Consider the following 22,818-nt stretch of genomic DNA (forward strand, 5'->3'; position numbering starts at 1 on the left):
CATGGACACGCGCTCCAACCGTCCGACCCTGGACGCGCTGCGTCACCTCCCCGTGGGCGAGGTGATCGCCCTGCCGCCCGAGCATCTCGCGCTGCTGCAGTCCGATGCCCGCGAGGCGCTGGACGCGGCCAAGCGCACCCTCGACTGGATCGAGGGCGCCATCGCGCTCCGCTACGAGCAGCGCGCGGTCGGCGCCCGGGCCGCGGCAGGCAAGGACACCGGCATCGTCCGCTTCGAGGACGGCACCGTCGAGGTCGCCGTCGAGCTGCCCAAGCGGGTGGAATGGGACCAGCGGCGCCTCGCTGCGCTGGTGGAGCAGATCCGCGCCGGCGGCGAGGACCCGGGCGAGTATGTCGAGCTCACCTTCAAGGTCTCGGAGCGCGCCTACGCCGCCTGGCCCGAGCGCATCCGCGGCGCCTTCGAGCCGGCGCGCATGGTACGGACCGGAAAGCCCAGCTACCGCCTCACCATCCTGAACGACGTCGCCCTGCGCGACAGCCCGCACGGGCCGGGCATCCGCCCTGCGATCGGAGGGCCGCGCTGATGGCACTCCGCATCGTCACCGCCGACGAGCGCCTGTCGCGCGCGGCCAACAAGACCACGATCGCGCTGTTCGGGCCGACCGGCGTCGGCAAGACGACGCAGCTGAAGCGCCTGGCGCCCAGTGAGACGGTCTGCATCGACCTCGAGGCCGGGATGAAGTCCGTCCAGGACTGGCCGGGCGACAGCATCCCTGTCCGCTGCTTCGAGGACATGGTGGTGCTCGCCTCGCTGGTTGGCGGCGCGAACCCTGCCGCGGCGCCGGAGGCGTTCTTCTCGCAGCAGCACTACACGCACTTCGCCGGCCTGCATCCCGAGCTCATCGCGCTGCTCGCCAGCAAGTCCATCGTCTTCCTGGACAGCATCACCGACCTGACGCGCCAGGCGATGGCCTGGGCCAAGAAGCAGCCCGAGGCCTTCTCCGAAAAGACCGGCAAGCCGGATGTTCGTGGCGCCTACGGCCTGATGGCGCGCGAGGTGATCGGGCTGCTGAAGCATCTGCAGCACGCGCCGGGCAAGACCACGATCATGGTCGGCATCCTGGAGAAGCACACCGACGAGTTCGGCAAGGTCACCTGGCAGCCGCAGATGGAGGGCGGCAAGGCCGGCCGCGAGCTCCCCGGCATCGTCGACCAGGTCATCTCGATGTCGCTCTTCACGCGCGAGGAGGACGGCACGCTGCGCCACGACCCAGAGCGCGGCACCGAACGGCGCTTCGTGTGCCGTGCCGGCAATCGCTTCGGGCTGCCGGCGAAGGACCGCTCCGGCCGCCTCGACGAAACCGAGCCCGCCGACCTCGCCGCCCTGCTCCGCAAGATCAACGCCCCCGCCGCGCCCGTCGCCTGAGCCGAGAGGAGACCTCGATGTACGACATGAACGATGCCGAGCTGCCGCGCAGCTCCGACCTGATCCCGGATGGCACCTTCGCAAAGGTGACCATGGTGATCCGTCCCGGCGGGATCGACGGCCAGGGCGAGGTGGACCGGGGCCTGCTGAAGGCCTCGCGCAGCGGCGGCGACACCAAGATGATCGACGCCGAGTTCACGGTGCTGGTCGGCCCGCACGCCAAGCGGAAGTTCTGGCAGAACTTCACCGTCGCTGGTGGGAAGGTCGACGAGCACGGCGTCTCCATCGCTTGGAAGATCTCGAAGGGGACCTTCCGCGCCATGATCGACAGCGCGCTCGGCCTCGATCCGCAAGACATGAGCGAGGCCGCCAAGGCCAAGCGCGTGCTGCGCGGGCTGGCCGATCTCTCGGGCATCACCTTCGCCGCCAAGATCAAGGTCGAGGCATCGACCAACGTCGAGTATGGCGACCAGAATAGGCTCGACCGGGTCGTGCTGCCGGGCGAGCCCGAATACGCGCGCATCATGGCCGGCGAGGTAGTGCCGCCGTCGCCCTCCACGCATCGGACACCGCGCCCGGCTTCCGCGCCCTCCGCGGCAGCCCCCGCTTGGGCCAACACGGGCGCGCCCCGGGCGCCGGTGACCGCCGCCCCGGCATGGGCCGCCCCTGCCGCCGCGCCGCCCGCCCAGCCCGCGCCTCCGCCGCCGCAGGCACCGCTCGCCAACGGTCCGGCCTGGCTGAACGGCTGATGGCGGAATGGTCCGACGACGCTGGAGCCGGCCACGGGAGGTTCGCGCTCCCGCCGCGAAGCCGATGCCGATGCGGGGCTGCACGCCGGAGGACCAGGTTCGTCGCCTGGTCTGCGCCCTGTGCAGCCGCGAGGCGAAGGGCTTCGGCTACGTGCACGAGATGCGGCTCGGCGAGTTCCCGCACCACCGCTTCTGCAGCATGGCCTGCTGCGACGCCGGTGGCGCGCTCGCGCGGAGATCGAACGGCGTGATCGACAAGACGCAGATGGAAGCGCGCGCGATCAAGGAGGCGCGGAGGCCGCTCGCCGAGGTACTGGTCGAGCTGCAGCTCATGGCGCCGTTCCACGACCGCAGCGCGGCGGAGATCGACCGCATCATCGAGGCCTGCGTCGACGGCTTCCAGGCCTCGATGCAGCGCCAGGCCGCCGAGCGCGATCCGCTCGACGACCCGATTCCTTTTAGCTGAGGGGAGATCGCCATGAGCACCGGAGAGATCTGGCGCGATGTCCCCAGCGTGCCGGGCGTGCTGGCCAGCAGCGAGGGGCGCGTGATGATCCCGCCGTATCGCGGGACAATGCCGAATGGTGGCGAGCGCCCCTATGGCGGCACGCCGACATTCGGCGTCTGGAACAAGACAGACGGGCGCTTCATCACCACCGTCGGCGAGCGAAGCTGGAAGGTTGCCCGGCTCGTCGCGGAGGCATTCCACGGACCGCCGCCCTTCGAAGGCGCGGTGGTGATGCACCTGGACGAGAACGCGGCCAACAACAGGGCCAGCAACCTGCGCTGGGGCACGCAGAAGGAGAACCTGAACGCCCCGGGCTTCATCGAGTACTGCCGGCGGCGGACAGGGAGCAAAAGTCCTGCGACGAAGGGCATGCTGCGGCGGAGCGGCACATGCTCGACCTGAATCACGGCTCGGGTGCTGTCTATGGACGGGGCGACGCACCGGCAAGCGACGCCGCCACCATCACCGCGCGCATCAACCTGCACATCGATGCTGCCCTTCTCGCGCGCCAGCGGCAGCAGGTGCCGCGCGACTATCTCGGTGGAAGCCGGGTCGGCGAGCCTTGTGCCCGTAAGTTGGTCTACGAAATCACTCACGCACCGAAGGATCGCGACTTCGACGCCGGCATTCTCCGCGTCTTCGACGCCGGCCATCAGTTCGAGGCGCTCTCCATCCGCTGGCTCCGTCTCGCGGGCTTCGACCTGCGTGATCGGGGCGCCGATGGCGAGCAGTTCGGCTTTGCCGCCGCGGGCGGAAAGCTGCGCGGCCATGCTGATGGCGTCATCGTCGCAGGGCCCGATGTCGGCATCCGCTGGCCTTCCCTCTGGGAGCATAAGGCTCTCGGCCAGAAATCATGGACCGACCTGGTCAAGCGCGGGCTGCGTCTGTCGAAGCCGATCTACTTTGCGCAGGTGCAGCTCTACATGGCCTACCTCGATCTCGAGGTGGCGCTGCTCACCGCGCTGAACCGCGACACGCTGGCGCTGCACCACGAGGCGGTGCCGTTCGATCCAGCGGAAGCGCAGCGGCTGTCGGACCACGCGGTCGAGATCCTTCGAGCTGCCGAGGCGGGCGAGCTGCCGCCGCGTATCGCCCAGGCCGCCGACTTCTTCCTCTGCCGCCTCTGCCCCTACGCAACGCGATGCTGGGAGGCGCCAGCATGAGCATCACACCCTCGCCGCAGCAGGCCGCCGCCATCGCAGCCATCGTGGACTGGTATCGGACGCGCCGCACCCAGCAGCAGGTATTCCGGCTCTTCGGCTATGCCGGCACCGGCAAGAGCACGATTACCGCCGCCGCGATCGAGGCGCTCGGCCTGGACCCCATGGCGCGCGACGGCGACACCGCAGGCGGTGTGCTGTTCGCGGCCTTCACAGGCAAGGCTGCGCTGGTGATGACGCGCAAGGGCACGCCCGCCTCGACCATCCACTCCCTCATCTATCGCGTCTCGGAGGCGACGCCGGAGGAGATCGCTCGAGTCGAGAAGGAGCTGTTCGACCTGCAGCGCGATCTGCGCCGCATGGGCCCTGCCGAGCGCGCCTTCGCGGAGACGCAGATCAGCAAGTTGCAGCTCCGACTCGCCGACATCCACAAGCCCTCCTTCCTGCTGAACGAACAGTCGCGCGTGCGGGACGCCGCGCTGGTCGTGCTGGACGAGGTCTCCATGGTCGGGCCGGAGATGGCAGCCGACCTGCTCGCCTTCGGCAAGCCGATCCTGGTGCTCGGCGATCCCGGCCAGCTGCCGCCGATCAAGGGTGCTGGCGCCTTCACTGAGGCGCCGCCCGACGTGATGCTAACCGAAATCCACCGCCAGGCAGGCGAGAGCGCGATCATCCGCCTCGCCACCATGGCGCGGCAGGGCATCGAGATCCCGCCCGGTGGACATGACGAGCATGTCTGGAAGCTGCCGCGGAACGCCGTCGGCCCAGCCCAGATGCTGCGCGGTGGCCAGGTCATCTGCGGGCGGAACAACACACGCCTCTGGCTCAACGCCAGCATCAAGGCCGCCGCTGGCTTCCCCGACGTCTATCCGGCAGGCCGCAGCGAAAAGATCATCTGCCTCAAGAACCGGCATGATCTCGGCCTGGTCAACGGGATGTTCGTGCATCTCATCGACATCGAGGATGACAGCCCGCTCGCCTTCCGCGCCAGCGTCACGACCGAGGATGGCGTCGCAATCGCTGGGCGGCACCGCTTCTACAAGGGCCACTACGACGAGCATCTGCAGCGCGATCCCGAGCGCGAACGCCGCGACTGGCGCGAACTGCGCGGGCTGATCGAGACCTCCTGGGGCTACGCCATCACCTGCCACAAGGCGCAGGGCAGCCAATGGGAGAACGTGATCGTCTACGACGATCGCCTCTCCCGCACCCCCGAAGACCGCGCCCGCTGGCTCTACACCGCGATCACGCGCGCCGAGCGCGGGCTGGTGCTGCTTGATTGACCTGAACGACGCGGCCACTGCACCGGCGCGCTACGACCTCGAGGCCATCGTCCAGAGGCTACGCGAAACGGCCCATGCTTGGGTGCCAGGCATGTTCCCGAACGGTCGGCGGATGGGCGACGAATGGCGGCTGGCCAACATCCAGGGCGCCCCGCCGCGGCAGTCGGGCTCCTGCGTCATCATGCTGCGGGGCGAGCACGCCGGCGACTGGCATGACTTCGACGGCGGCGATGGCGGTGGGCCGCTCTCGACGCTGGCGCACGGCACGGGCCTGGCGGACCGGACGCTGTTCGCGCATGCGGCGGGGATGACCGGCTGGACCGGCGAAGGCCCGGCGCGCCAGGAGCCCCCTCCCGCACCGAAACCCGAGCGCGACGCCTTCCGCGACATCGCCTTCATCCGGGAACATGCGCAGCCGATCCACGGCACGGCAGCGGAGTGCTACCTGCTGGGCCGCGGGTTGGCCGTGCCCGAGGGCGCGGACCTGCTCTTTCATCCCGATCTGGCGAACTTCGAGACCCGCGCCGGCTATCCGGCGATGGTCGCGCTGGTCCGCAACCTCGCTGGCGAGGTGGTGGCGATCCATCGCACGTACCTCCAGGACGATGGCAGGACGGTCCGGAAGGCCGACATCCCGAAGCCGCGCATGGTGCTTGGCCGCAGCGGCGGCGGCACGGTGCGGCTGGCACCACCTGGCCCGCATGGCGTGCTCGGCCTCTGCGAGGGCATCGAGACCGGGCTCGCGGCGATGCTGGCCTGCCCCGGGCTGCCGGTTTGGGCGGCGCTCTCCACCACCGGCCTCGAGCAGGCGCTGCTCCCGTCCGAGGCTAAGCGCGTTGTCATCCTCGCCGACCACGACGCGTCCGGTGCGGGCATGCGGGCCGCGGAGGCCGCCGCCGCGAAGCTCCGCCTCGAGGGCCGCGAGGTGTCCATCGCCCTGCCTCCACGCGAGGGCGACGACTTCAACGACATGCTGCGGCGCGACGGGGCGGAGGCGATCGCCGCGCTGGTCGACCAGGCGATGCGCAGCGCCGCTCCCGAGCCACCGCCTCAGGAGCCGGAGACCGGTCGGCACCTGCCCATTGGCTTCCTGGAGCCGGCGCGTCCGCTCCCCACCGCCCGCGCTGACGAGGGCAATCTCGACCGCGCCACCGCGCGCGCCTGGGGCCTCGTGTTGTCCGCCAACCGCTCGCCCTGGCTGTTCCGTCTCGGCGGCGAGCCGTCCTGGGTCGTACCCGACGACGACGGCCGTCCTGTTGCGGTCACCGTGCGCGAGGAGCGCCTGCGCCACATGCTGGCGAAGCTCGCCGACTGGCGAAAAGCGAACGCCAAGGGCGACCTCGTGCCCACGCCGCCACCAACCGGCCTCGTGAAGTCGTTGGTCGCTACGCCTGACCCGGCGCTGCCGGTGCTGGCCGGGATCGTCACCGCGCCGGTGCTTGGCCGCGGCGGCGTGCTGCTCACCGAGCCCGGCTACCACCCTGACGCCCGGCTGCTCTATCGCCCGCCGCCGGGCTTCCTGCTGCCGCCGGTGCCGGAGCGGCCGACGCCGGCCGAGATCAACGCCGCGCGCAACCTCCTCCTCGACGACCTGCTCGGCGACTTCCCCTTCACTGGCGAGGCGGAGCGTGCCCATGCGCTCGCGCTTCTGCTGCTCGGCTTCGTACGACCGATGATCGACGCGCCGACACCGCTGCACATGATCGAGAAGCCCACGCCCGGCACCGGCGCGACGCTCATGGTGGACGCCATCGCGACCATCCTCACCGGCGTCGGCGCATCTGTGATGACAGAGGGGCGCGACGAGGATGAATGGCGCAAGCGTCTAACCGCAAAGCTGCGCCAACTGCCGACGCTGCTGCTGATCGACAACCTCCGCCAGGAACTCGACAGCTCCGCCCTGGCCGCCGCCCTGACCGCTCCGGTCTGGGAGGACCGCGTGCTCGGCGCCTCGGACATGGTCCGCCTGCCGGTGCGCTGCGCCTGGGTCGCCACGGGCAACAATCCGGCCGTCTCGCACGAGATCGCCCGCCGCCTCGTCCGCATCCGCCTCGACGCCCGCACCGACCAGCCTTGGCGGCGCGATGGCTTCCGGCATCCCGACCTCATGGTCTGGGTCCGCGCTCAGCGCGCGCGGCTGGTCGCGGCCTGCCTCACGCTCTGCCGTGCCTGGATTGCCGCTGGTCGTCCGCGCGGGGCCCGCAGCCTGGGCAGCTTCGAAGTATGGAGCCAGACGCTGGGCGGCATCCTGCAGGTCGCGGGCGTCACCGGCTTCCTGGACAACCTCGACGAGGTGATCGCCGCCTCCGACAGCGAGGGTGGTGCGTGGCGCGCCTTCATCCAGCTTTGGTGGGACCGCTTCGGCAGCGCCGAGGTCAGCGTCAGTGATCTGCTCGGCCTGGCGCAGAGCGCCGAGGCCAGCCTGCCAATCAGCGCGAAGAACGAGCATGGCCTGAAGGTCTCGCTCGGAGCGGCCTTCACCAAGCTGCGCGACCGCGCCTTCCGCATCAGCGATCGGCTGGTCCACCTCCGGCAGGGGAAGGTGCTGCACAATTCGCAACGCTGGCGGCTCGAACCCGCTGCCGAGACGCCCGTCCATGGGGGTCTTGGGGGTCTTGTGGGGGTCTCACGCGGCGAGACCCCCATCGGTTCAAGCCAGGAATTCCGCGGCGTTGACGGGTCTTGGGGGTCTTGGGGGTCTTTTTCCAACCCCTACGCATGTGCGCGCGCGCACGCGCATGAAGAAGAGGCCGGAAAAGACCCCCAAGATCCCCAAGACCCCCAAAGTCCAGGAAATACGCGGGTTTCGGCCAGGGGATCTTCGAACCAAAGACCCCCACAGACCCCCACGACGCCTCCATGGCTCGATGGGGTGCCGTGATGCGCCGCCCGCACAGCACCGGGCCGCCTGCGAGATGGCCATCCCGGAAAGCCGGGCAGCGACGGCGAGCTCCGCCAAGAACCGCGCCGTCGCCGCCCTCACCACGACGATCCCCTCTCGGAGACCCCATGGCTCTCGCGACTCTCCCCATGCCCGCGGCGCACGCAAGCGGGCCGCCGATCAGCGCTGCTCTGCCCGCCGCCCTGCGGCATCACGCCGTCCTCGCCCTCGACCTTGGCACCACCACCGGCTGGGCGCTGCGCGGCCAGGACGGGGGCATCACCTCCGGCACCATCTCCTTCAAGCCGAGCCGCTTCGAGGGCGGCGGGATGCGCTTCCTCCGCTTCCGCAGCTGGCTGACCGAGGTGGCCAGCCTCGCGAACGGCCTGTCCCGCATCGCCTTCGAGGAGGTCCGCGCCCACGCCGGGACCGACGCCGCGCACCTCTACGGCGGCTTCCTGGCCCACCTCTCCGCCTGGTGCGAGGAACGCGGCATCGCCTACGAGGGCGTCCCGGTCGGCACCATCAAGCGCTTCGCGACCGGCCGCGGCAACGCCGACAAGGCGGCAATGATCGCAGCAATCCAGGCACGCGGCTTCGCGCCAGCCGACGACAACGAGGCCGACGCGATCGCCATCCTGCTCTGGCTCACCGACGCACAGGGAGGCCGCGCATGAGCATTCCAGGCGCCCCCAGCCTCTCGCGCAGCCCGATCGGACGTCTGCGCAGTCCGACCAGCGAGCCCGAGCTCAACGCGATGCGCGCGGCCGCATGGCACCGGCATGGCGTCGCCGCGATCCCGGTCGACGACATCACCGATCCCTGGCTGCGCCAGGCCATCACCAACGAGGCCAACCGCCGCTGGGGGCGGCGCAACGGAGGCAACGCCCATGGCCGGTAAGCGCAAGGCGAAGCGGACCACAACGCCGCGCGAGGACCTGTCCAAGCCCTCCAAGTGGCGGCTGCAGCACGGCGGCTTCGACGAGGCTGCCCGTGGCACCGACCCGGATACGGGCACGCCCATCCTGCACCGCCGCGCAGTCGACAGCCTGGGCGTGCTACTCGCCAACGGCAGCATCACGCCGCAGATGCACGAAGCGGGCGAGATCTTCCGCGCCGTGTTCCAGCGTGCTGCGCTCGATCGCGTGCGGACCATGCCGATGATCCGCATCCCTGGTGGCAGGGCAGACCTGCTCTCCGAGAGCCAGACCGTCGCACGCGAGCGCGTGGCCCGCGCGATGACACATCTCGGCGGCTTCGGCAGCCCCTCCGGCAGCATCGCCTGGTACGTGCTTGGCCTCGAGAACAGCGTGCGCGACTGGGCGCTGCGCCAGGGCTGGAACGGGCGCGCGGTCACGCCTGCGATCGCGCACGGGATCCTGCTCGGGACACTCGGCATCCTGACGGCGCACTACGGCCTTGCTCCGCCCGCCCGTGCGGCGGTCTGCGCAACAACGTCGGCCCTTCGGGACGATGCTGCTGCAAAATCTGCACAGCCTCAATGAGTGCATTGCTCGGTGTGATTTCGCCGTGCTTGTCTGCCGTCACTGGCGAGACGTGCGTCTCGCTGGTGGCGGTGGCTCACCAGCCACAGCGTCGCTCCATCGAGACAGTGGCTCGCGAGCCGATGGTTCCTTCCTGCGCCCGTCGTATGCGGGGGGCGGAAGCGCGCAACATCGCTAGCGCCTGGCCGGAAATGTGGTTCGCAGTTCGCACCCTTCGGCCCTAATCTCAATCGCTTAGCTGCGAACCTCCGCCGCGTCGGTTCGCAGCCGCGGTTCGCATGGTTCGCACCCCTCCTGATTCCGGATGGCCCGATGACGCTCCCCTGGATGGCAGCGAAGATCCTGCTGCGCCCGGTGGCGGAGCTGCGCGCGCATTCCGGCAACGCGCGCGTGCACGCCGCTGCGCAGATCGAGCAGATCAAGGCCAGCATGCTGGCCTTCGGCTTCACCAACCCGCTGCTGGTGGACGAGGCCGGCGTGCTGATTGCCGGCCATGGCCGGCTCGAGGCCGCCGTCGCGCTCGGCATCGAGAAGGTGCCGACCATCGTGCTGCGGCACCTATCCGCGGCGCAGAAGGAGGCGCTGCGTCTCGCCGACAACCGCATCGCGGAGAATGCCACCTGGGACCAGGCGCTCCTGCGCGATGCGCTCGCCGCGGCGCGTGCCGCGCCGGACCTCGACCTTGCGGCGCTCGGCTTCTCGGCCGCGGAGCTCGACGACATCCTCGCGGCGGCTGGAGATGCCGTGTCCGACGGCGACGCGCCCGAGGCCCTGTCGGCACCCGCGGTCCAGGGGGGCGGGGACGGCGCGGCGGAGACGGATGCCTCGGCGGAGGGTGACCCCGCGGATGCCGAACCGGATCCGCCGCGCCAGGCCGTCACCCGACCAGGCGACCTCTGGCTGCTCGGCGAGCACCGGCTGCTCTGCGGCGACAGCACCGATGCCGCGTCGGTCGCCCGCGTCATGGGCGCGGACCGCGCGGCGTTGCTGTTCACCAGCCCGCCCTACGGAAACCAGCGCGACTACACCACCGGCGGCGTCTCGGATTGGGACGCGCTGATGCAGGCCGTGTTCCAGCATCTCGACGGCGCGCTGCGCCGCGACGCGCAGGTGCTGGTGAACCTCGGGCTGATCCACCGCGAGGGCGAGTGGCAGCCGTACTGGCAGGGCTGGCTCGACTGGATGCGCGCGCAGGGCTGGCGGCGCTTCGGGCTCTACGCCTGGGACCAAGGCCCCGGCCTGCCTGGCGACTGGAACGGCCGCCTGGCGCCCGCCTTCGAGCTGGTCTTCCACTTCAACCGCGAGGCGCGGCAGGCGAACAAGATCGTCCCCTGCAAATGGGCCGGCACCCCGAACAAGGGCAGCGGGCTGCGCGCCGCCGACGGCGAGGTGAAGGCGTACACCCACATCGGCCTGCCGGTGCAGGAGATGCGCATCCCCGACAGCGTGCTGCGCATCACCCGCCACAAGGGCCGCGGCATCGAGACCGAGCACCCGGCGGTGTTCCCGGTCGCGCTGCCCGAGTTCCTGATGCGCGCCTACACGGACGAGGGCGACGTCGTCTTCGAGCCGTTCGGCGGCTCCGGTACCACCATCCTGGCAGGCCAGCGCACCGGACGTCGCGTCCGTGTCATCGAGCTTGCGCCCTCCTATGTCGACCTCGCCATCGCGCGCTGGCGGATGCTGCATCCCGACCTGCCGGTGACTCTGGCGGATGACGGGAGGGACTACGACGCCGTGGCCGCGGCGCGCACGGAGGTACTGCCCGATGCTGCGTGATCTTGCGGTCACCACCATCTCCGTCGCCGCGCTGGTTCCGTACGCCGAGAACGCGCGCACGCATGCCGAGGCGCAGGTGGCGCAGATCGCCGCCTCGATCGCCGAGTTCGGCTTCGTGAACCCGGTGCTGGTGGACACCGCCGGCGTGCTGGTCGCGGGCCATGGCCGCGTCATGGCGGCAAAGCGCCTCGGCATGGCCGCGGTGCCGGCAATCCGGCTCGCGCATCTGACGGAGGCGCAGGCGCGGGCGCTGCGCCTGGCCGACAACCAGCTCGCGCTGAACTCCGGCTGGGACGAGGCGCTGCTCGCCGCCGAGATCGCCCGCATTCGCGACGAGGCGGTGGTGGACCTCGACGTGCTTGGCTTCTCGGGCATGGAACTCGATCGGCTGCTGGCCGCGGCGGATGCCGGTCTCGATGACGACGTCGACGAGGCGCCCGAGCCACCCGCCGTCTCCGTCACCCGCGCCGGTGATATCTGGCGCTGTGGTGAGCACCGCCTGCTCTGCGGCGATGCCACGAAGCTCGCAGACGTGCAGCGCGCGCTAGGTGCCGACCGCCTTGCGGACATGGCCTTCACGGACCCGCCCTATAATGTCGCCTATCAGGGCGGCACCGCGGCGAAGATGACGATCGCCAACGACGCACTCGGCCAGGGCTTCCTCGACTTCCTCCGGCCTGCGCTGGCGAACCTGCTCTCGGTGACGAAGGGCGCCTGCTACATCTGCATGTCCTCGTCCGAATGGCCGACGCTGCACCGCGCCTGGCAGGAGGCGGGCGGGAAGTGGTCGAGCACCATCATCTGGGCGAAGAACACCTTCGCGCTCGGCCGTGCCGACTACCACCAGCAGTTCGAGGCGATGCTCTACGGCTGGAAGGCCGGCGCGCAGCACTACTGGTGCGGCGCGCGCGACCAGGGGAACGTCTGGCACTTCGACAAGCCGGCGAGGAACGACCTCCACCCCACCATGAAGCCGGTGGCGCTAGTCGAGCGCGCGATCCGCAACAGCAGCAAGCAGCGCGACACGGTGCTGGATTCGTTCGGCGGCTCCGGCACGACGATGATCGCGGCGGAGCGGACCGGGCGTCGTGCTGTGCTGCTGGAACTCGATCCAGCTTATGCCGATGTCATCGTCCGGCGCTGGCAGGAGGCGACCGGCGAGGCCGCGGTGCTGGATGGCGAAGACCGCATCTTTGCCGATGTCGCAGCGGCACGCGGCGTCGGCGATCATGATGTGATCCACACCGCCGAATCATAGCAATCCCGTGCCAATGCATCTTGCTTGGCTCGCGCGCGGCACAGCGCGAATGGTCTGTCACGCGCAGGGGATGCCCTGCACCACGACGGAGACGACCATGACCGACCGCGAAGCCCGCGCCGCCCGCAACCAGCAGAAGAGCCTCGAAGCCTTCCTGCAGCAGAAGGTCCGCTTCGACGCGATGGTCGCCGAACTGCAGCAGATGAGCGCGGACCACTTCGGGGCGGATCCCGAGGACGTCCTTTGGGGCAAGGCCGCGACGCTCGAACACTGGAACAGCCGGCTGGCGAGCGTGACGGACTGCTACTTCAAGCGCGGCGAATTCGCTGAGTAGCACGCGGCACAACCCGCCGCGGCCCCGACCGGCAGCGCCGGCGGGGCTCCCGGCAGTAGGGGCCGATGGTCGGCACCCGACACCGGAGACCACCACGATGACGAAGCTTTCCGACACCCAGCGCGTGATCCTGAGCGCCGCGGCGCAGCACGAGATGGGCCTCGCCGGCGCGCCGAAGACCCTGCCGGCCGCGGCCCGCAACGCGGTGTTCCGCAGCCTGATCAAGAACAACCTGCTGACCGAGATCAATGCTCCGCGGGAGCATGTCGGGCTCGGCTGGCGCCAGGATGAGGACGGGACCTGGATCGTGGCGCGCATCACCGACGACGGGCTGCGTGCCATCGGCATCGACCCGAACGCGGGCGACGCGCCGGAGGAAGACGAGCAGAGCGCCGAGGCGATCGCGCGCCGCAACGCCGAGCGCCGCGCCACCGCGGAGGCCGGCGCGACGGGCGCGGACACGGCGCCCTCGGGCGGGACGGAGGAGGCGCCGCGGGACGAGGACGCCCCGGCGCAGGAAGCCGCCCAGGCCGCGCCCGCGCCCGCCCAGCGGGCCAGCCTGCGCGACGCCGCCGCGGCGCTGCTCGCGGCCTGGGACGACGAGGCCAACCGCGAAATGGACATGATCACTGCTCTCGACGGCCCGATGGCGGCCCTCCGCGCCACGCTCGCGGGCAAGCCGCCCCGCCAGGCGCGTGAGCCCGGCGCGCCTCGCAAGCCGCGCGAGGGCACGAAGCAGGAGACGGTGGTGGCGATGCTCCGCCGCGAGGAGGGCGCGACCATCGCGCAGATCTGCGAGGCGACCGGTTGGCAGCAGCACACCGTCCGTGGCTTCTTCGCGGGCCTGAAGAAGCGCCAGGGGATCGAGGTGCAGGTGCTGGAGCGGGTCCGCCAGGTCGGCCCGAACAAGGAGGGCGCCCGCGGGTCCTACACGATCTACCACCTGCCGGCCTGACAATACGGCCGGACGCATCGAGGGCCCGCCACCGAAGGGTAGCGGGCCCTTGGTCGTCATGAACACCACGGGCGGCGGGAGGTCGCCGCCATGCCCGAGCTGACCCCCTCGACCCGCGAGGCCGCCCGCCGCATCGGCATCACCGAGACGGCGCTGCGCAAGGCCGAGCAAACCAACCGCATCGCCCGCGAGCCGGACGGCCAGTGGGACATCGACAAGACCCGCCGCCGCCTGGTGGAGACCGCGGATCCCGCCCGGTCGCCGCTGGCGAATGGTGGCGGTGGCGGCGGGGCCGAGGGCACGCCCTACGCACGGCTGAAGGTCGCGCAGCTCGCGCTCAAGGTCGAGGCGCAGCGGCTCGCACTCGACGAGAACAAGCGCCGGCTGCTCGACGTCGCCGAAGCCAACGCCACGATCGACGAGATCGCCGGCGCGATGCGCGACGCGCTGCTGAATTGGCCGGCCCGCGTCTCCGGGCTGATCGCCGCGGAGCTCGGCGTCGACCCTCACCTGCTGCAGACGGTCCTACAGGCGCACATCACCGACCTGCTCTCGGAGGCAGCCGATCGCTTCGATCCTCCAGACCTCGACGGCGGCGCCGCTGGCAGAGATCGGACCGCGAACGCGTGATCATGTCCGCCGTCGCGCCGGAGTGATGCTCCGTCCGCCGCCGCAGCTCCGGGTGTCGGAATGGGCGGAGCGGCACCGGATCCTCGGCAGCCGTGCCTCCTCTGAACCTGGCCCGTGGAGAACGGGCCGGACACCGTACCTCCGCGAGGTGATGGACGCGCTGTCGGCGGTGCATCCGGCACGGCGCGTCGTGTTCATGAAGGGGGCGCAGGTCGGCGCCACCGAGGCCGGCAACAACTGGCTCGGCTACATCCTGCACCACGTGCCCGCGCCGATGCTGGCGGTGCAGCCAACCACCGAACTCGCCAAGCGCTTCTCCGACCAGCGCATCGACCCGCTGGTGGAGGAGACACCCGCGATCCGGGAACGGGTGGCGCCGGCACGCTCGCGGGACAGTGGCAACCGCCAGCTCAGCAAGGAGTTCCCCGGTGGTCAGCTGGTGATGACCGGTGCGAACAGTGCCGTCGGCCTGCGCTCGATGTCAGCGCGGTTCCTGTTCCTCGACGAGATCGACGCCTATCCCGGCGATGTCGAGGGCGAAGGCGATCCGATTGCGCTGGCCGAGGCCCGGGCGCGCACCTTCGGCTGGCGGCGCAAGATGCTCCTGGTTTCGACGCCGACCATCGCCGGCCTGTCGCGGATCGAGCGGGAGTACCTCGCCACCGACCAGCGGCGCTTCTTCGTGCCCTGCCCGCATTGTGGCCATGGCCAGCATCTGCGTTTCGAGCGGTTGGTGTGGGACGAGGGAGCACCCGACACTGCCCGATATCTCTGCGAGGCCTGCGACCAGGCGATCGGGGAACAGCACAAGGCGGCGATGCTGTCTGCGGGGGAGTGGCGGGCGACAGCGGAGCCGACCGATCCGCACGCGATCGGCTTCCACATCTCGGCCCTCTATTCGCCGCCCGGCTGGATGCCCTGGTCGGAAATCGCGCGGCTCTGGCTTGCCGCCCAGGGTGACGACCGGGCGATCAAGACGTTCCGCAACACGGTCCTCGGCGAGACTTGGCAGGAGGCGGGCGAGGCGCCGGATTGGCAGCGGTTCTACGATCGCCGCGAGCGCTGGCCGGTCGGCTCAGTCCCGCTGGGCGGGCTGCTGCTGACCGCGGGCGTGGATGTCCAGCGTGACCGCCTCGAGGCCTCGATCTGGGCCTGGGGGCAGGACCGCCAGTCCTGGCTGGTCGAGCACCGCGTGCTGGTGGGGAACCCGTTCGAGGCGGCGGTGTGGGAGGAGTTGCGGCGGCTGCTCGGTGAGACTTGGCGGCATGCCTCGGGCCATCGTCTGCCCGTCGCCATGGCAGCGATCGACAGCGGCGACGGCATGACCACCGCCGAGGTTTATTCCTTCGTGCGGCGTGCCGGGGCCGGCTGCGCCATCGCGGTCAAAGGTCAGGACGGGCTGCGCGCCGCGGTCGGCCAGCCGGCGGCCACCGAGGTGCGGCGCAACGGGCGCAAGCTCGGCGGGCTCAAGGTCTGGCCGGTCGGGTCGTCCTTTCTCAAGGCCGAGACCTATGGCTGGCTGAAGCTCGACCGCCCGACCGAGGAGAGCGGCGATCCCTTCCCGGCGGGCTTCGTGCACCTGCCAATCCATGCCGCGGGGGAAGAATTCTGCCGGCAGCTCACCGCCGAGCAGTTGGTCGCGCGGGCGGGTCGGAATGGCTTTCGCCGGCTCGAATGGGTGAAGACCCGCGAACGCAATGAGGCGCTGGACTGCCGCGTCTATGCGCGCGCCGCCGCGGCCGCGCTCGGCATGGATGGCTGGGGCGAAGGGCGCTGGGCGCGGATGGCCGACGCGCTGTCGCTGCCGGCCGACGAACCATCGTCCGCAGCGGCGCAGGCATCGTCCGCCGCTGCACCGCCGACCCGTCCCCGCGCCTGGCTCGCCCCACGTGGCGGCTGGTTGCGCTGATTCCGGAGATCCTGATGACCGCGATCGTACCCGTGCGCACCAGCATAGCCGCCGGCCAGGCCCTGAGCGGACCCGTCGCCAGCGTCGGCTACGGCGTCTGCCTGCTTCTGCTGCCTGCTGCCTGGACAGATGCCCCGCTCACCCTGCAGGGCTCGCTCGACGAGGGCGAGCCTGCGGCCTGGGCGGATCTCCACGACCATCTCGGCAACGAGGTGGTGCTGACCGTCGCCGCCGGCCGCGCGCTCACCCTGCCACCGACCCTGCTGCTCGGCTGGCGCTGGCTGCGGCTGCGCTCGGGCCTCGCCGCCGAGCCGGTCAACCAGGCGGCGGAGCGCCTGCTCACCCTCGGTATCCGGCCTCTTGCATGACCGCGCTGTTCCAGCACTACCTGCCGTCGGCACCGGCGATGCTGCCCTACGTCTCGGGGCGGTTCTACGCCTCGCAGCACGCACGCGCCGTGGGCGGCGCCGTCGCGATGACGGCGAACCGGCTCTACTGCGTCCCCTACGTGCTCGCGCGGCCGGGACTGTTCTCGGCGATGGCAGTGAGCGTGACGACCGGCGCCGCGGGCCTCCTGCGCATGGCGCTGGCCGCCGACAACGGCGCAGGCCGGCCGGGGGCGGTGGTCGAGGAACCGGTGGCGGACGCCGACACGGCTGCCGCCGGCAATGCGCTCTGCCCCTTCGCGCAGCCGCGCTGGATCTCGGCCGGGGTCTGGTGGCTGCTGTTGTGCTTTTCCGGTGCGCCCTCGGTGCGCGGCACCAGCACCCAGGCCTTCAGCGGCGGCAACACCCTGCTGCTCGGCTCGGCCGCCGCGGATGGCGGCGCCGGCGGCGGCACCGGGAGCGAGAACGGGTTCTTCGCGGCGCTGGCGCACCAGGTAGGCGTGCCGATCATGGCGAACCCGCCGAGTGGCCTGTCCTACCTGGTCAACGCGGCGACGCCGCTGCCGACACTCAGGGCCGCGTGATGGATCCGGCAGTTCTTGCCTGGGCGCTGGCGCAGCCGGCCGGCAGCCGCGCGGCGGCGCTGGCCGCGGCCTTCACCGGCGGCACCACGCGCGTGAGCTTCGAGGGGCGGACGGTGGAGTATCGCAGCCTCGATGAGCTTGGCCGGGCGCTGGCCGTGCTGCGCGGGGCGGAGACGAGCGCAGCGCGCCGTCCCTCCGTGACCCTCGCCAGCTTCTCGCGGGAGAGAACCGGGTGATCCGACGCCTCCGCGATGCATGGCAGGTGCTGCGCGGCTACGCCGCGGCGCAGGACCACCGCGCCTCCGCCTGGGCACCCTCCGGCGGCAGCGCCAATGCCGAGGTCGGGATGGCGGCGGCGACCGTCGCGCGACGCGCCCGCGACGCCGTGCGCAACGACCCCTACGCCAGCCGCATCGTCGACCTCTGGACCGGCAACGCAGTCGGCGCCGGCATCACCACCCGCTGGCCCGACGACGCGCATGGCCGCGCCTGGCAGCGCTGGGCGGAGAGCACCGCCTGCGACGCCGAGGGCAGGCTCGATCTTTACGGGCTGCAGGCGCTGGTGATGCGGGCGGTGGTCGAGAGCGGCGAGTGCTTCCTCCGCTTGCTGATGGTGCGGCCGTCGCCGGCGAACCCGATCGGGCTGCGGCTGCAGGTGCTGGAGAGCGACCACCTCGACACCGCGCGCACCGGCATGGTGGAGGGCACGCCGACCATCCAGGGCATCGCGCTTGGAGAGGCCGGCGAGCCGGTTGGCTACTGGCTGCACCGGGTGCATCCCGGCGCCGCCTGGATCCTGCCGGGGGCGACCTGGCAGAGCAGCGAGCGGATCCCGGCATCGGAGGTGCTGCACATCTACCGCAAGCGCCGGCCTGGCCAGCTGCGCGACGTCTCCTGGCTCGCGCCGATCCTCCTTCGCCTTCGCGACCTCGGCGACTACGAGGCCGCGCTACTGATGAAGGCCAAGATCGAGGCCTGCCTCGCGGCGGTGGTCACCGAGGAGGGCGACGAGGCCCTGACTGGCGCCGCCGCTGGCCTGCTCCGCGACGCCCAGGGCCGCACCGTCGAGAGCTTTGAGCCGGGCATGATCCTCTATCGCCGCGGCATGGGATCGGTGGAGGTGGTCAACCCGAGTGGGGGAGGATCGCACACCGCCTTCGCTCGCCGCGCGTTGGAGGCCGCCGCGGTGGGCGCCGGCCTGACCTATGACCAGGTTTCCGGCGACCTGACCCAGGCGAACTACTCCAGCCTCCGCGCCGGCAAGATCGAGTTCCGCCGCCTCTGCGAGCAGGTCCAGTACGGCATGCTGATCCCGATGCTGGTCCGTCCCATCGCGGACCGCTTCCACGCCCAGGGCGCGCTGCTCGGACTGTGGGGCGCGGAGATGCCGGACGGCGTCAGCCACGTCCCGCCGGCGCACGAGATGATTGACCCGCTGAAGGACACAACCGCCCTAATCGCCCAGGTGCGCGCCGGCTTCGTGCCGCAGCCCGAGGCGGCTGGCGCTTTCGGCTACGACTTCCGCGCCGCGGTGGAGATGATCCGCGAGGCCAACGCCCTGCTCGACGAGGCGGGCATCTCGCTCGACACCGATCCGCGTCGCGTCGCGAAGTCTGGCGCGGCCCAGGACGCCGCGCAGATGGCCGCCGTCGAGATCGCCGCGACCGGAGCCGCGGTGCCGCAGCGCGAGACCCCAGCACAGGGCTGACCATGACCGAACCTATCGAACCGGGCGGCAGCAATGCCGCGCCGGAGCCTGCTGCTGCGTCCGATCGACTTCCTGCTGCTGGGCAGCCGATTGTGGCGCAGCGCGCCATCACCGCCCCGGCCACCGTCGACCGCGCTGCGCGCACGGTCGAGGTGGTCTGGTCGACCGGCGCCCGCGCGCGGAACTTCGTCCCCGCCCTCGGCCTGATCACCGAGGAGCTAGAGATGTCGCCCGACGCGGTGCGGATGGAGGCGCTGCGCTCCGGCCGCGCCCCGGTGCTCGACACCCATCGCCGCGGTGGTGCCAGGGATGTGCTGGGGCGGGTGGTCGCCGCCCGCCTCGAGCGCGGGCGCGGCTACGCCACGCTGCAGTTCAGCTCCGCGGCTGACGTCGAGCCGATCTGGCAGCGCATCGCCGACGGCACGCTGCGGGCAGTGAGCGTCGGCTATCGCGTGCATCGCTACGAGCCGCGGCCCGACGCCGCCACCGGCGAGACCGTCCATCGCGCGGTGGATTGGGAGCCCTTCGAGATCTCCGTCGTGCCGGTCCCGGTGGACCGCGACGCGGCGGTGCGGGGTGAGGCGTCGCAGGGCGCGCCTGCCATCGCGATCGAGCCTGCCCTGCCTGATGAGGTCCCCACCATGCCCGAGACGACGCCGGAAGCCCCGGCCGCGCCGGCGCCGTCTGCGCCGCCCACCCCGCCCCAGGAGAGCACCGTGACCACCACGCCCCCCGCTGCGGCCGCCGTCCCGGCGCCCGAGCCGACCCGCGCCGCACCGGACCTCGACGCGGTCCGTGCCGAGGCCCAGCGCGCCGAGCGCGAGCGCATCGCTGGCATCGACGCCGCGGTCGAGGCCGCCCGCGCCTTCCTGCCGGCGGAACGCATCACCCCGGTGCGTGCCGACGCCATCGCCCAGGGCTGGACAGGCGACCAGGCTCGTCGTGCCCTGTTCGACGCCCTGGTGGCGCAGGGCCCGCGTCCGTCCATTCCGGCGCGCCCCGAGACCGGCCCCGGCCATGACGACCCGGCGCAGATCCTCGACGCCATGGCCGAGGCGCTCGCCGCCCGCGCCATGCCCGGCTACCAGCCCCAGGGGGAGAATGGTCGGTCCGGGCGCCACGCCGAGTTCATGGGCTGGCGCCCCTCCGACATGATCGGCGAGCTGCTCCGTGCGCGCGGCGAGCGGAGCGTGCCCCGGAATCCCACGTTGCTCGCCGAGCGCGCCTTCCACACCAGTTCGGACTTCCCGCTGCTGCTGGCCGCCGCTGCCAACAAGATGCTGCTTGCCGCCTACCAGCCGGCACAGCCGACCTACCGACAGATCTTCCTCCGCCGCGACTTCCGCGACTTCAAGCCGCACCGTCACCTGCGCATCGGCGACTTCCCGACCCTGCTGCCGCTCGCCGAGAACGGCGAGATCCAGGTTGGCACCATGTCCGAGAGCCAGGAGATCGTGCTGCTGCAGACCTTCGCGCGGCGCATCCGCGTCACGCGGCCGATGCTGGTCAACGACGATCTCGGCGCCTTCACCGACTTCGCCGCCGCGATCGGCCGCCGCGTCGCCGAGTTCGAGAACGCCACCGCATACCAGTTGGTGAACTCGGCCAATGGTGACGGTCCGATGCTAACCACCGGCGGCGCCCCCGTCTTCGCCACCGGCGCCGCGCGGGCGAACAAGGCCAGCACCGGCACGGTGCTCGACACCGCGACCATCGGCGCCGGCCGCACCGCCATCATGAAGCAGCGCACGCTGGACGGGCTGCCCATCTCGATGGGCCAGACCATGCGGTTGCTGGTCGGGCCCAACCTCGAGCTCGCCGCTCGCCAGGCGACGGTGGTCGTGCAGGCGAGCGAGATCGGCAAGGCCAACGTCTTTGCCGGCTTCGTGCAGCCGGTGATCGAGCCGCTGGTCCAGGCGAACCGCTGGTACCTGTTCTCCGACCCGGTCGCGGCACCGGTCTATGTCTACGGCTACCTCAACGGCGCCGAGGGGCCGCAGGTGACGACCGGCCCGGTGCAGGGCGCCGACGGCGTCGAGGTCAGCGTGATCTTCGACTTCGGCGTTGGCGCCATCGACTGGCGCGGCGCCTGGTTCAATCCGGGCACCTGATCCTTCCCACCGCCACAGCAGCTTCGTCGAGGGCGCCCTGCGGGGCGCCTTCGGCGTTTCAGGAGAACCTCCCATGCGCAACTGTATCCGTCCCGACGCGCGCTCCGTGCCCATGGTCGTGCCCTATGCCGGCGGGATCCTTTCCGGTCAGGGCATGTTGGTCGGCGCCTTCTTCGGAGTGGCGGCGTCCGACGCCGCGCAGAACGCCAGCATCGAGTGCGAGACCCGCGGCGAGTTCGAGCTCACCAAGGAGCCCGCACTCGCCATCAGTCAGGGCGCGCGGGTGTTCTGGGACAACACCAACCGCCGCATCACCACCACGGCGACCGGCAACTACCAGGTCGGGCTCTGCACCGTCGCTGCCCTGGCGGCTGACGCCACCGTCCGCGTGATGCTGGCCCGCGTGCCGGCCTCGGGGACGTGATGACCACGCTGCTGCCGCGCGACCGCGCACGCCTCGCGGGCGTGCACCGAGACCTGGTGCGCGTCGTTGAACGGGCCCGCCTGGCGGTGCCCTTCATCGTCACCGAGGGGCTGCGCTCGCGCGAGCGCCAGGCCCGGCTAGTCGCGATCGGGGCCTCGCGCACCATGAACAGTCGGCACATCACCGGCCACGCGGTCGATCTGGCCTACTGGCTCGACGATGGCGACGATGGCGACGGTGCGGTCGAGCAGGGAGAGGTCCGCTGGGATTGGCCTCTGTATGAGCAGATCGGCGCGGCAATGAAGGCTGCGGCGAAGGAGCTCGGCGTGCCGATCGTCTGGGGCGGCGACTGGGCCTCCTTCCGGGACGGGCCGCACTTCGAACTCGACCGCAAGGCCTATCCTTGATGGGCGCGGCCATCCTCGCGCTGCTCGGCCGGCACGTCGTACCGATCGGCCTGGCAGCAGCGGTCGCCATGGCGGTGCTGACCGCATGGCAACTCCGATCGCAGCGCGACGCGGCTCGCCTCGACGCCGCGGCGGCCACGCGCACCGCCGAAGCCAATGCAGCCGCGCTGGCCCGCGCCACCGCCGAGCACGCCCGCCACATCGCCGCGCTGACCGGCGAGGCCGAGCGCGCCCGCGCCCGGGCCGCGCGCCTTGGCGCCAACCTGGAGGTCCTCCGCCGTGATCCGAGCCATGCTGCCGGCGCTGCCTCTGTGCTGCGCGATGCTGTCGACCGCCTGCGCGCCGGCCGCACCGCCGGAGATCCGGCTGCTGCCGCTTCGCCTCCCTGACGCCCTGCTGGTCTGCGCGGAGGCGCCGGCGCTGCCGGCCTCGGACCAGCTGACGCAGGGACAGGTGGCGGAGCTGCTGCTGGCCTACGACGCCGCCCATGGCGACTGCGCCTCCCACCTCGCGGCGGTGCGGCGCCTGAACCCCGCCGCCGGGGGCGAGCAGTGACCGCCTTCGCCGATGCGATGGCGGCCCTGCTCGCCGACCCGAACCTGGGCGTCGAGGCGGTCTATCGGCATGGCGGCATTGGTCCGGCAGTTCCGGTCCGGGTCTTGCGCTCGTCACCCGACCGCGTCGCCGACGCCTTCGGCACCGAGATCCTCTCGGCCACCGACATCCTCTCCGTCGCCACCGCCGTCCTGCCCGACTTGACCGCCGGCGACAGCTTCGGCCTCGGGCCCGACCTGCTCACCGTCACCCACGCCGAGCGCGACGCCTCCGGCACCGCCTGGCGCGTGCTCTGCCAGCGATAGG

General features: G+C 71.3%; 27 protein-coding genes. All 27 read left to right on the top strand.

Annotated elements, in window-relative coordinates; all coding sequences use genetic code 11:
- The first annotated feature begins 1 nt into the window (after position 1).
- On the top strand, positions 2–544 hold the full coding sequence (locus DFH01_RS13500) for a hypothetical protein (RefSeq protein WP_109871002.1): 543 nt from the start codon (positions 2–4) through the stop codon (positions 542–544).
- Entirely contained in the window at positions 544–1,386 is an 843-nt protein-coding gene (locus DFH01_RS13505; protein ID WP_109871003.1) for an ATP-binding protein, read from the top strand. Before DFH01_RS13500 ends, DFH01_RS13505 begins: the two co-directional genes overlap by 1 nt.
- Before the next feature lie 17 nt (positions 1,387–1,403).
- A complete protein-coding gene (locus DFH01_RS13510) occupies positions 1,404–2,135 on the top strand; it encodes a hypothetical protein (protein ID WP_109871004.1) in 732 nt (243 codons plus the stop codon).
- Positions 2,136–2,205: 70 nt separating this feature from the next.
- The gene (locus tag DFH01_RS13515; protein ID WP_233256098.1) at positions 2,206–2,601 is read left to right on the top strand and encodes a DUF6511 domain-containing protein; all 396 of its coding nucleotides are present in this window, start codon (positions 2,206–2,208) and stop codon (positions 2,599–2,601) included.
- Between the two features lie 12 nt (positions 2,602–2,613).
- On the top strand, positions 2,614–3,045 hold the full coding sequence (locus DFH01_RS13520; protein ID WP_158287753.1) for an HNH endonuclease signature motif containing protein: 432 nt from the start codon (positions 2,614–2,616) through the stop codon (positions 3,043–3,045).
- Positions 3,033–3,806: a hypothetical protein gene (locus DFH01_RS13525; RefSeq protein WP_109871005.1), complete on the top strand. Its 774-nt coding sequence runs from the start codon at positions 3,033–3,035 to the stop codon at positions 3,804–3,806. Before DFH01_RS13520 ends, DFH01_RS13525 begins: the two co-directional genes overlap by 13 nt.
- Entirely contained in the window at positions 3,803–5,086 is a 1,284-nt protein-coding gene (locus DFH01_RS13530) for an ATP-dependent DNA helicase (RefSeq protein ID WP_109871006.1), read from the top strand. Before DFH01_RS13525 ends, DFH01_RS13530 begins: the two co-directional genes overlap by 4 nt.
- 91 nt (positions 5,087–5,177) lie before the next feature.
- Positions 5,178–7,967, top strand: coding sequence for a DUF7146 domain-containing protein (locus tag DFH01_RS13535; RefSeq protein ID WP_233256099.1), 2,790 nt, complete (start codon positions 5,178–5,180; stop codon positions 7,965–7,967).
- A 128-nt stretch (positions 7,968–8,095) separates the two neighbouring features.
- Positions 8,096–8,644, top strand: a complete 549-nt coding sequence (locus DFH01_RS13540) for a crossover junction endodeoxyribonuclease RuvC (RefSeq protein WP_199231231.1) — start codon at positions 8,096–8,098, stop codon at positions 8,642–8,644.
- Positions 8,641–8,868 (top strand): hypothetical protein, encoded by a 228-nt coding sequence (locus tag DFH01_RS13545; RefSeq protein ID WP_109871009.1) that lies wholly within the window; start codon positions 8,641–8,643, stop codon positions 8,866–8,868. The genes DFH01_RS13540 and DFH01_RS13545 overlap by 4 nt, the downstream gene beginning before the upstream one ends.
- Positions 8,858–9,472, top strand: coding sequence for a hypothetical protein (locus tag DFH01_RS13550; protein WP_109871010.1), 615 nt, complete (start codon positions 8,858–8,860; stop codon positions 9,470–9,472). Before DFH01_RS13545 ends, DFH01_RS13550 begins: the two co-directional genes overlap by 11 nt.
- 312 nt (positions 9,473–9,784) lie before the next feature.
- Entirely contained in the window at positions 9,785–11,251 is a 1,467-nt protein-coding gene (locus tag DFH01_RS13555; protein ID WP_109871011.1) for a site-specific DNA-methyltransferase, read from the top strand.
- Positions 11,241–12,509: a site-specific DNA-methyltransferase gene (locus DFH01_RS13560; protein ID WP_109871012.1), complete on the top strand. Its 1,269-nt coding sequence runs from the start codon at positions 11,241–11,243 to the stop codon at positions 12,507–12,509. The genes DFH01_RS13555 and DFH01_RS13560 overlap by 11 nt, the downstream gene beginning before the upstream one ends.
- Before the next feature lie 97 nt (positions 12,510–12,606).
- On the top strand, positions 12,607–12,843 hold the full coding sequence (locus DFH01_RS13565; protein ID WP_109871607.1) for a hypothetical protein: 237 nt from the start codon (positions 12,607–12,609) through the stop codon (positions 12,841–12,843).
- 97 nt (positions 12,844–12,940) lie between these two features.
- Positions 12,941–13,798 (top strand): DUF3489 domain-containing protein, encoded by an 858-nt coding sequence (locus DFH01_RS28760; protein WP_233256100.1) that lies wholly within the window; start codon positions 12,941–12,943, stop codon positions 13,796–13,798.
- A 90-nt stretch (positions 13,799–13,888) separates the two neighbouring features.
- Positions 13,889–14,428, top strand: coding sequence for a hypothetical protein (locus tag DFH01_RS13575; RefSeq protein WP_109871013.1), 540 nt, complete (start codon positions 13,889–13,891; stop codon positions 14,426–14,428).
- Between the two features lie 25 nt (positions 14,429–14,453).
- On the top strand, positions 14,454–16,337 hold the full coding sequence (locus DFH01_RS13580; protein WP_109871014.1) for a phage terminase large subunit family protein: 1,884 nt from the start codon (positions 14,454–14,456) through the stop codon (positions 16,335–16,337).
- 14 nt (positions 16,338–16,351) lie between these two features.
- Positions 16,352–16,705 carry a hypothetical protein gene (locus tag DFH01_RS13585; protein WP_109871015.1) on the top strand — a complete coding sequence of 118 codons (354 nt, stop codon included), beginning with the start codon at positions 16,352–16,354 and terminating at the stop codon, positions 16,703–16,705.
- Positions 16,702–17,307, top strand: coding sequence for a hypothetical protein (locus tag DFH01_RS13590; protein WP_109871016.1), 606 nt, complete (start codon positions 16,702–16,704; stop codon positions 17,305–17,307). The genes DFH01_RS13585 and DFH01_RS13590 overlap by 4 nt, the downstream gene beginning before the upstream one ends.
- Positions 17,307–17,543, top strand: coding sequence for a phage head-tail joining protein (locus DFH01_RS13595; protein WP_109871017.1), 237 nt, complete (start codon positions 17,307–17,309; stop codon positions 17,541–17,543). Before DFH01_RS13590 ends, DFH01_RS13595 begins: the two co-directional genes overlap by 1 nt.
- A complete protein-coding gene (locus DFH01_RS13600) occupies positions 17,540–19,015 on the top strand; it encodes a phage portal protein (RefSeq protein WP_233256101.1) in 1,476 nt (491 codons plus the stop codon). The genes DFH01_RS13595 and DFH01_RS13600 overlap by 4 nt, the downstream gene beginning before the upstream one ends.
- 2 nt (positions 19,016–19,017) lie before the next feature.
- Positions 19,018–21,126 (top strand): prohead protease/major capsid protein fusion protein, encoded by a 2,109-nt coding sequence (locus tag DFH01_RS13605; protein WP_109871018.1) that lies wholly within the window; start codon positions 19,018–19,020, stop codon positions 21,124–21,126.
- Positions 21,127–21,199: 73 nt separating this feature from the next.
- A complete protein-coding gene (locus tag DFH01_RS13610; protein ID WP_109871019.1) occupies positions 21,200–21,550 on the top strand; it encodes a DUF2190 family protein in 351 nt (116 codons plus the stop codon).
- The gene (locus DFH01_RS13615) at positions 21,550–21,957 is read left to right on the top strand and encodes a M15 family metallopeptidase (RefSeq protein ID WP_109871020.1); all 408 of its coding nucleotides are present in this window, start codon (positions 21,550–21,552) and stop codon (positions 21,955–21,957) included. The genes DFH01_RS13610 and DFH01_RS13615 overlap by 1 nt, the downstream gene beginning before the upstream one ends.
- Positions 21,957–22,346 (top strand): hypothetical protein, encoded by a 390-nt coding sequence (locus DFH01_RS27825; protein WP_146217057.1) that lies wholly within the window; start codon positions 21,957–21,959, stop codon positions 22,344–22,346. Before DFH01_RS13615 ends, DFH01_RS27825 begins: the two co-directional genes overlap by 1 nt.
- The gene (locus DFH01_RS28220; protein WP_158287754.1) at positions 22,279–22,512 is read left to right on the top strand and encodes a hypothetical protein; all 234 of its coding nucleotides are present in this window, start codon (positions 22,279–22,281) and stop codon (positions 22,510–22,512) included. The genes DFH01_RS27825 and DFH01_RS28220 overlap by 68 nt, the downstream gene beginning before the upstream one ends.
- Positions 22,509–22,817, top strand: coding sequence for a head-tail joining protein (locus tag DFH01_RS13630; protein ID WP_109871023.1), 309 nt, complete (start codon positions 22,509–22,511; stop codon positions 22,815–22,817). The genes DFH01_RS28220 and DFH01_RS13630 overlap by 4 nt, the downstream gene beginning before the upstream one ends.
- The last annotated feature ends 1 nt before the right edge of the window (position 22,818 follow it).

This window comes from Falsiroseomonas bella, assembly GCF_003173615.1.
GTDB classification, from domain to species: Bacteria; Pseudomonadota; Alphaproteobacteria; order Acetobacterales; family Acetobacteraceae; genus Falsiroseomonas; species Falsiroseomonas bella.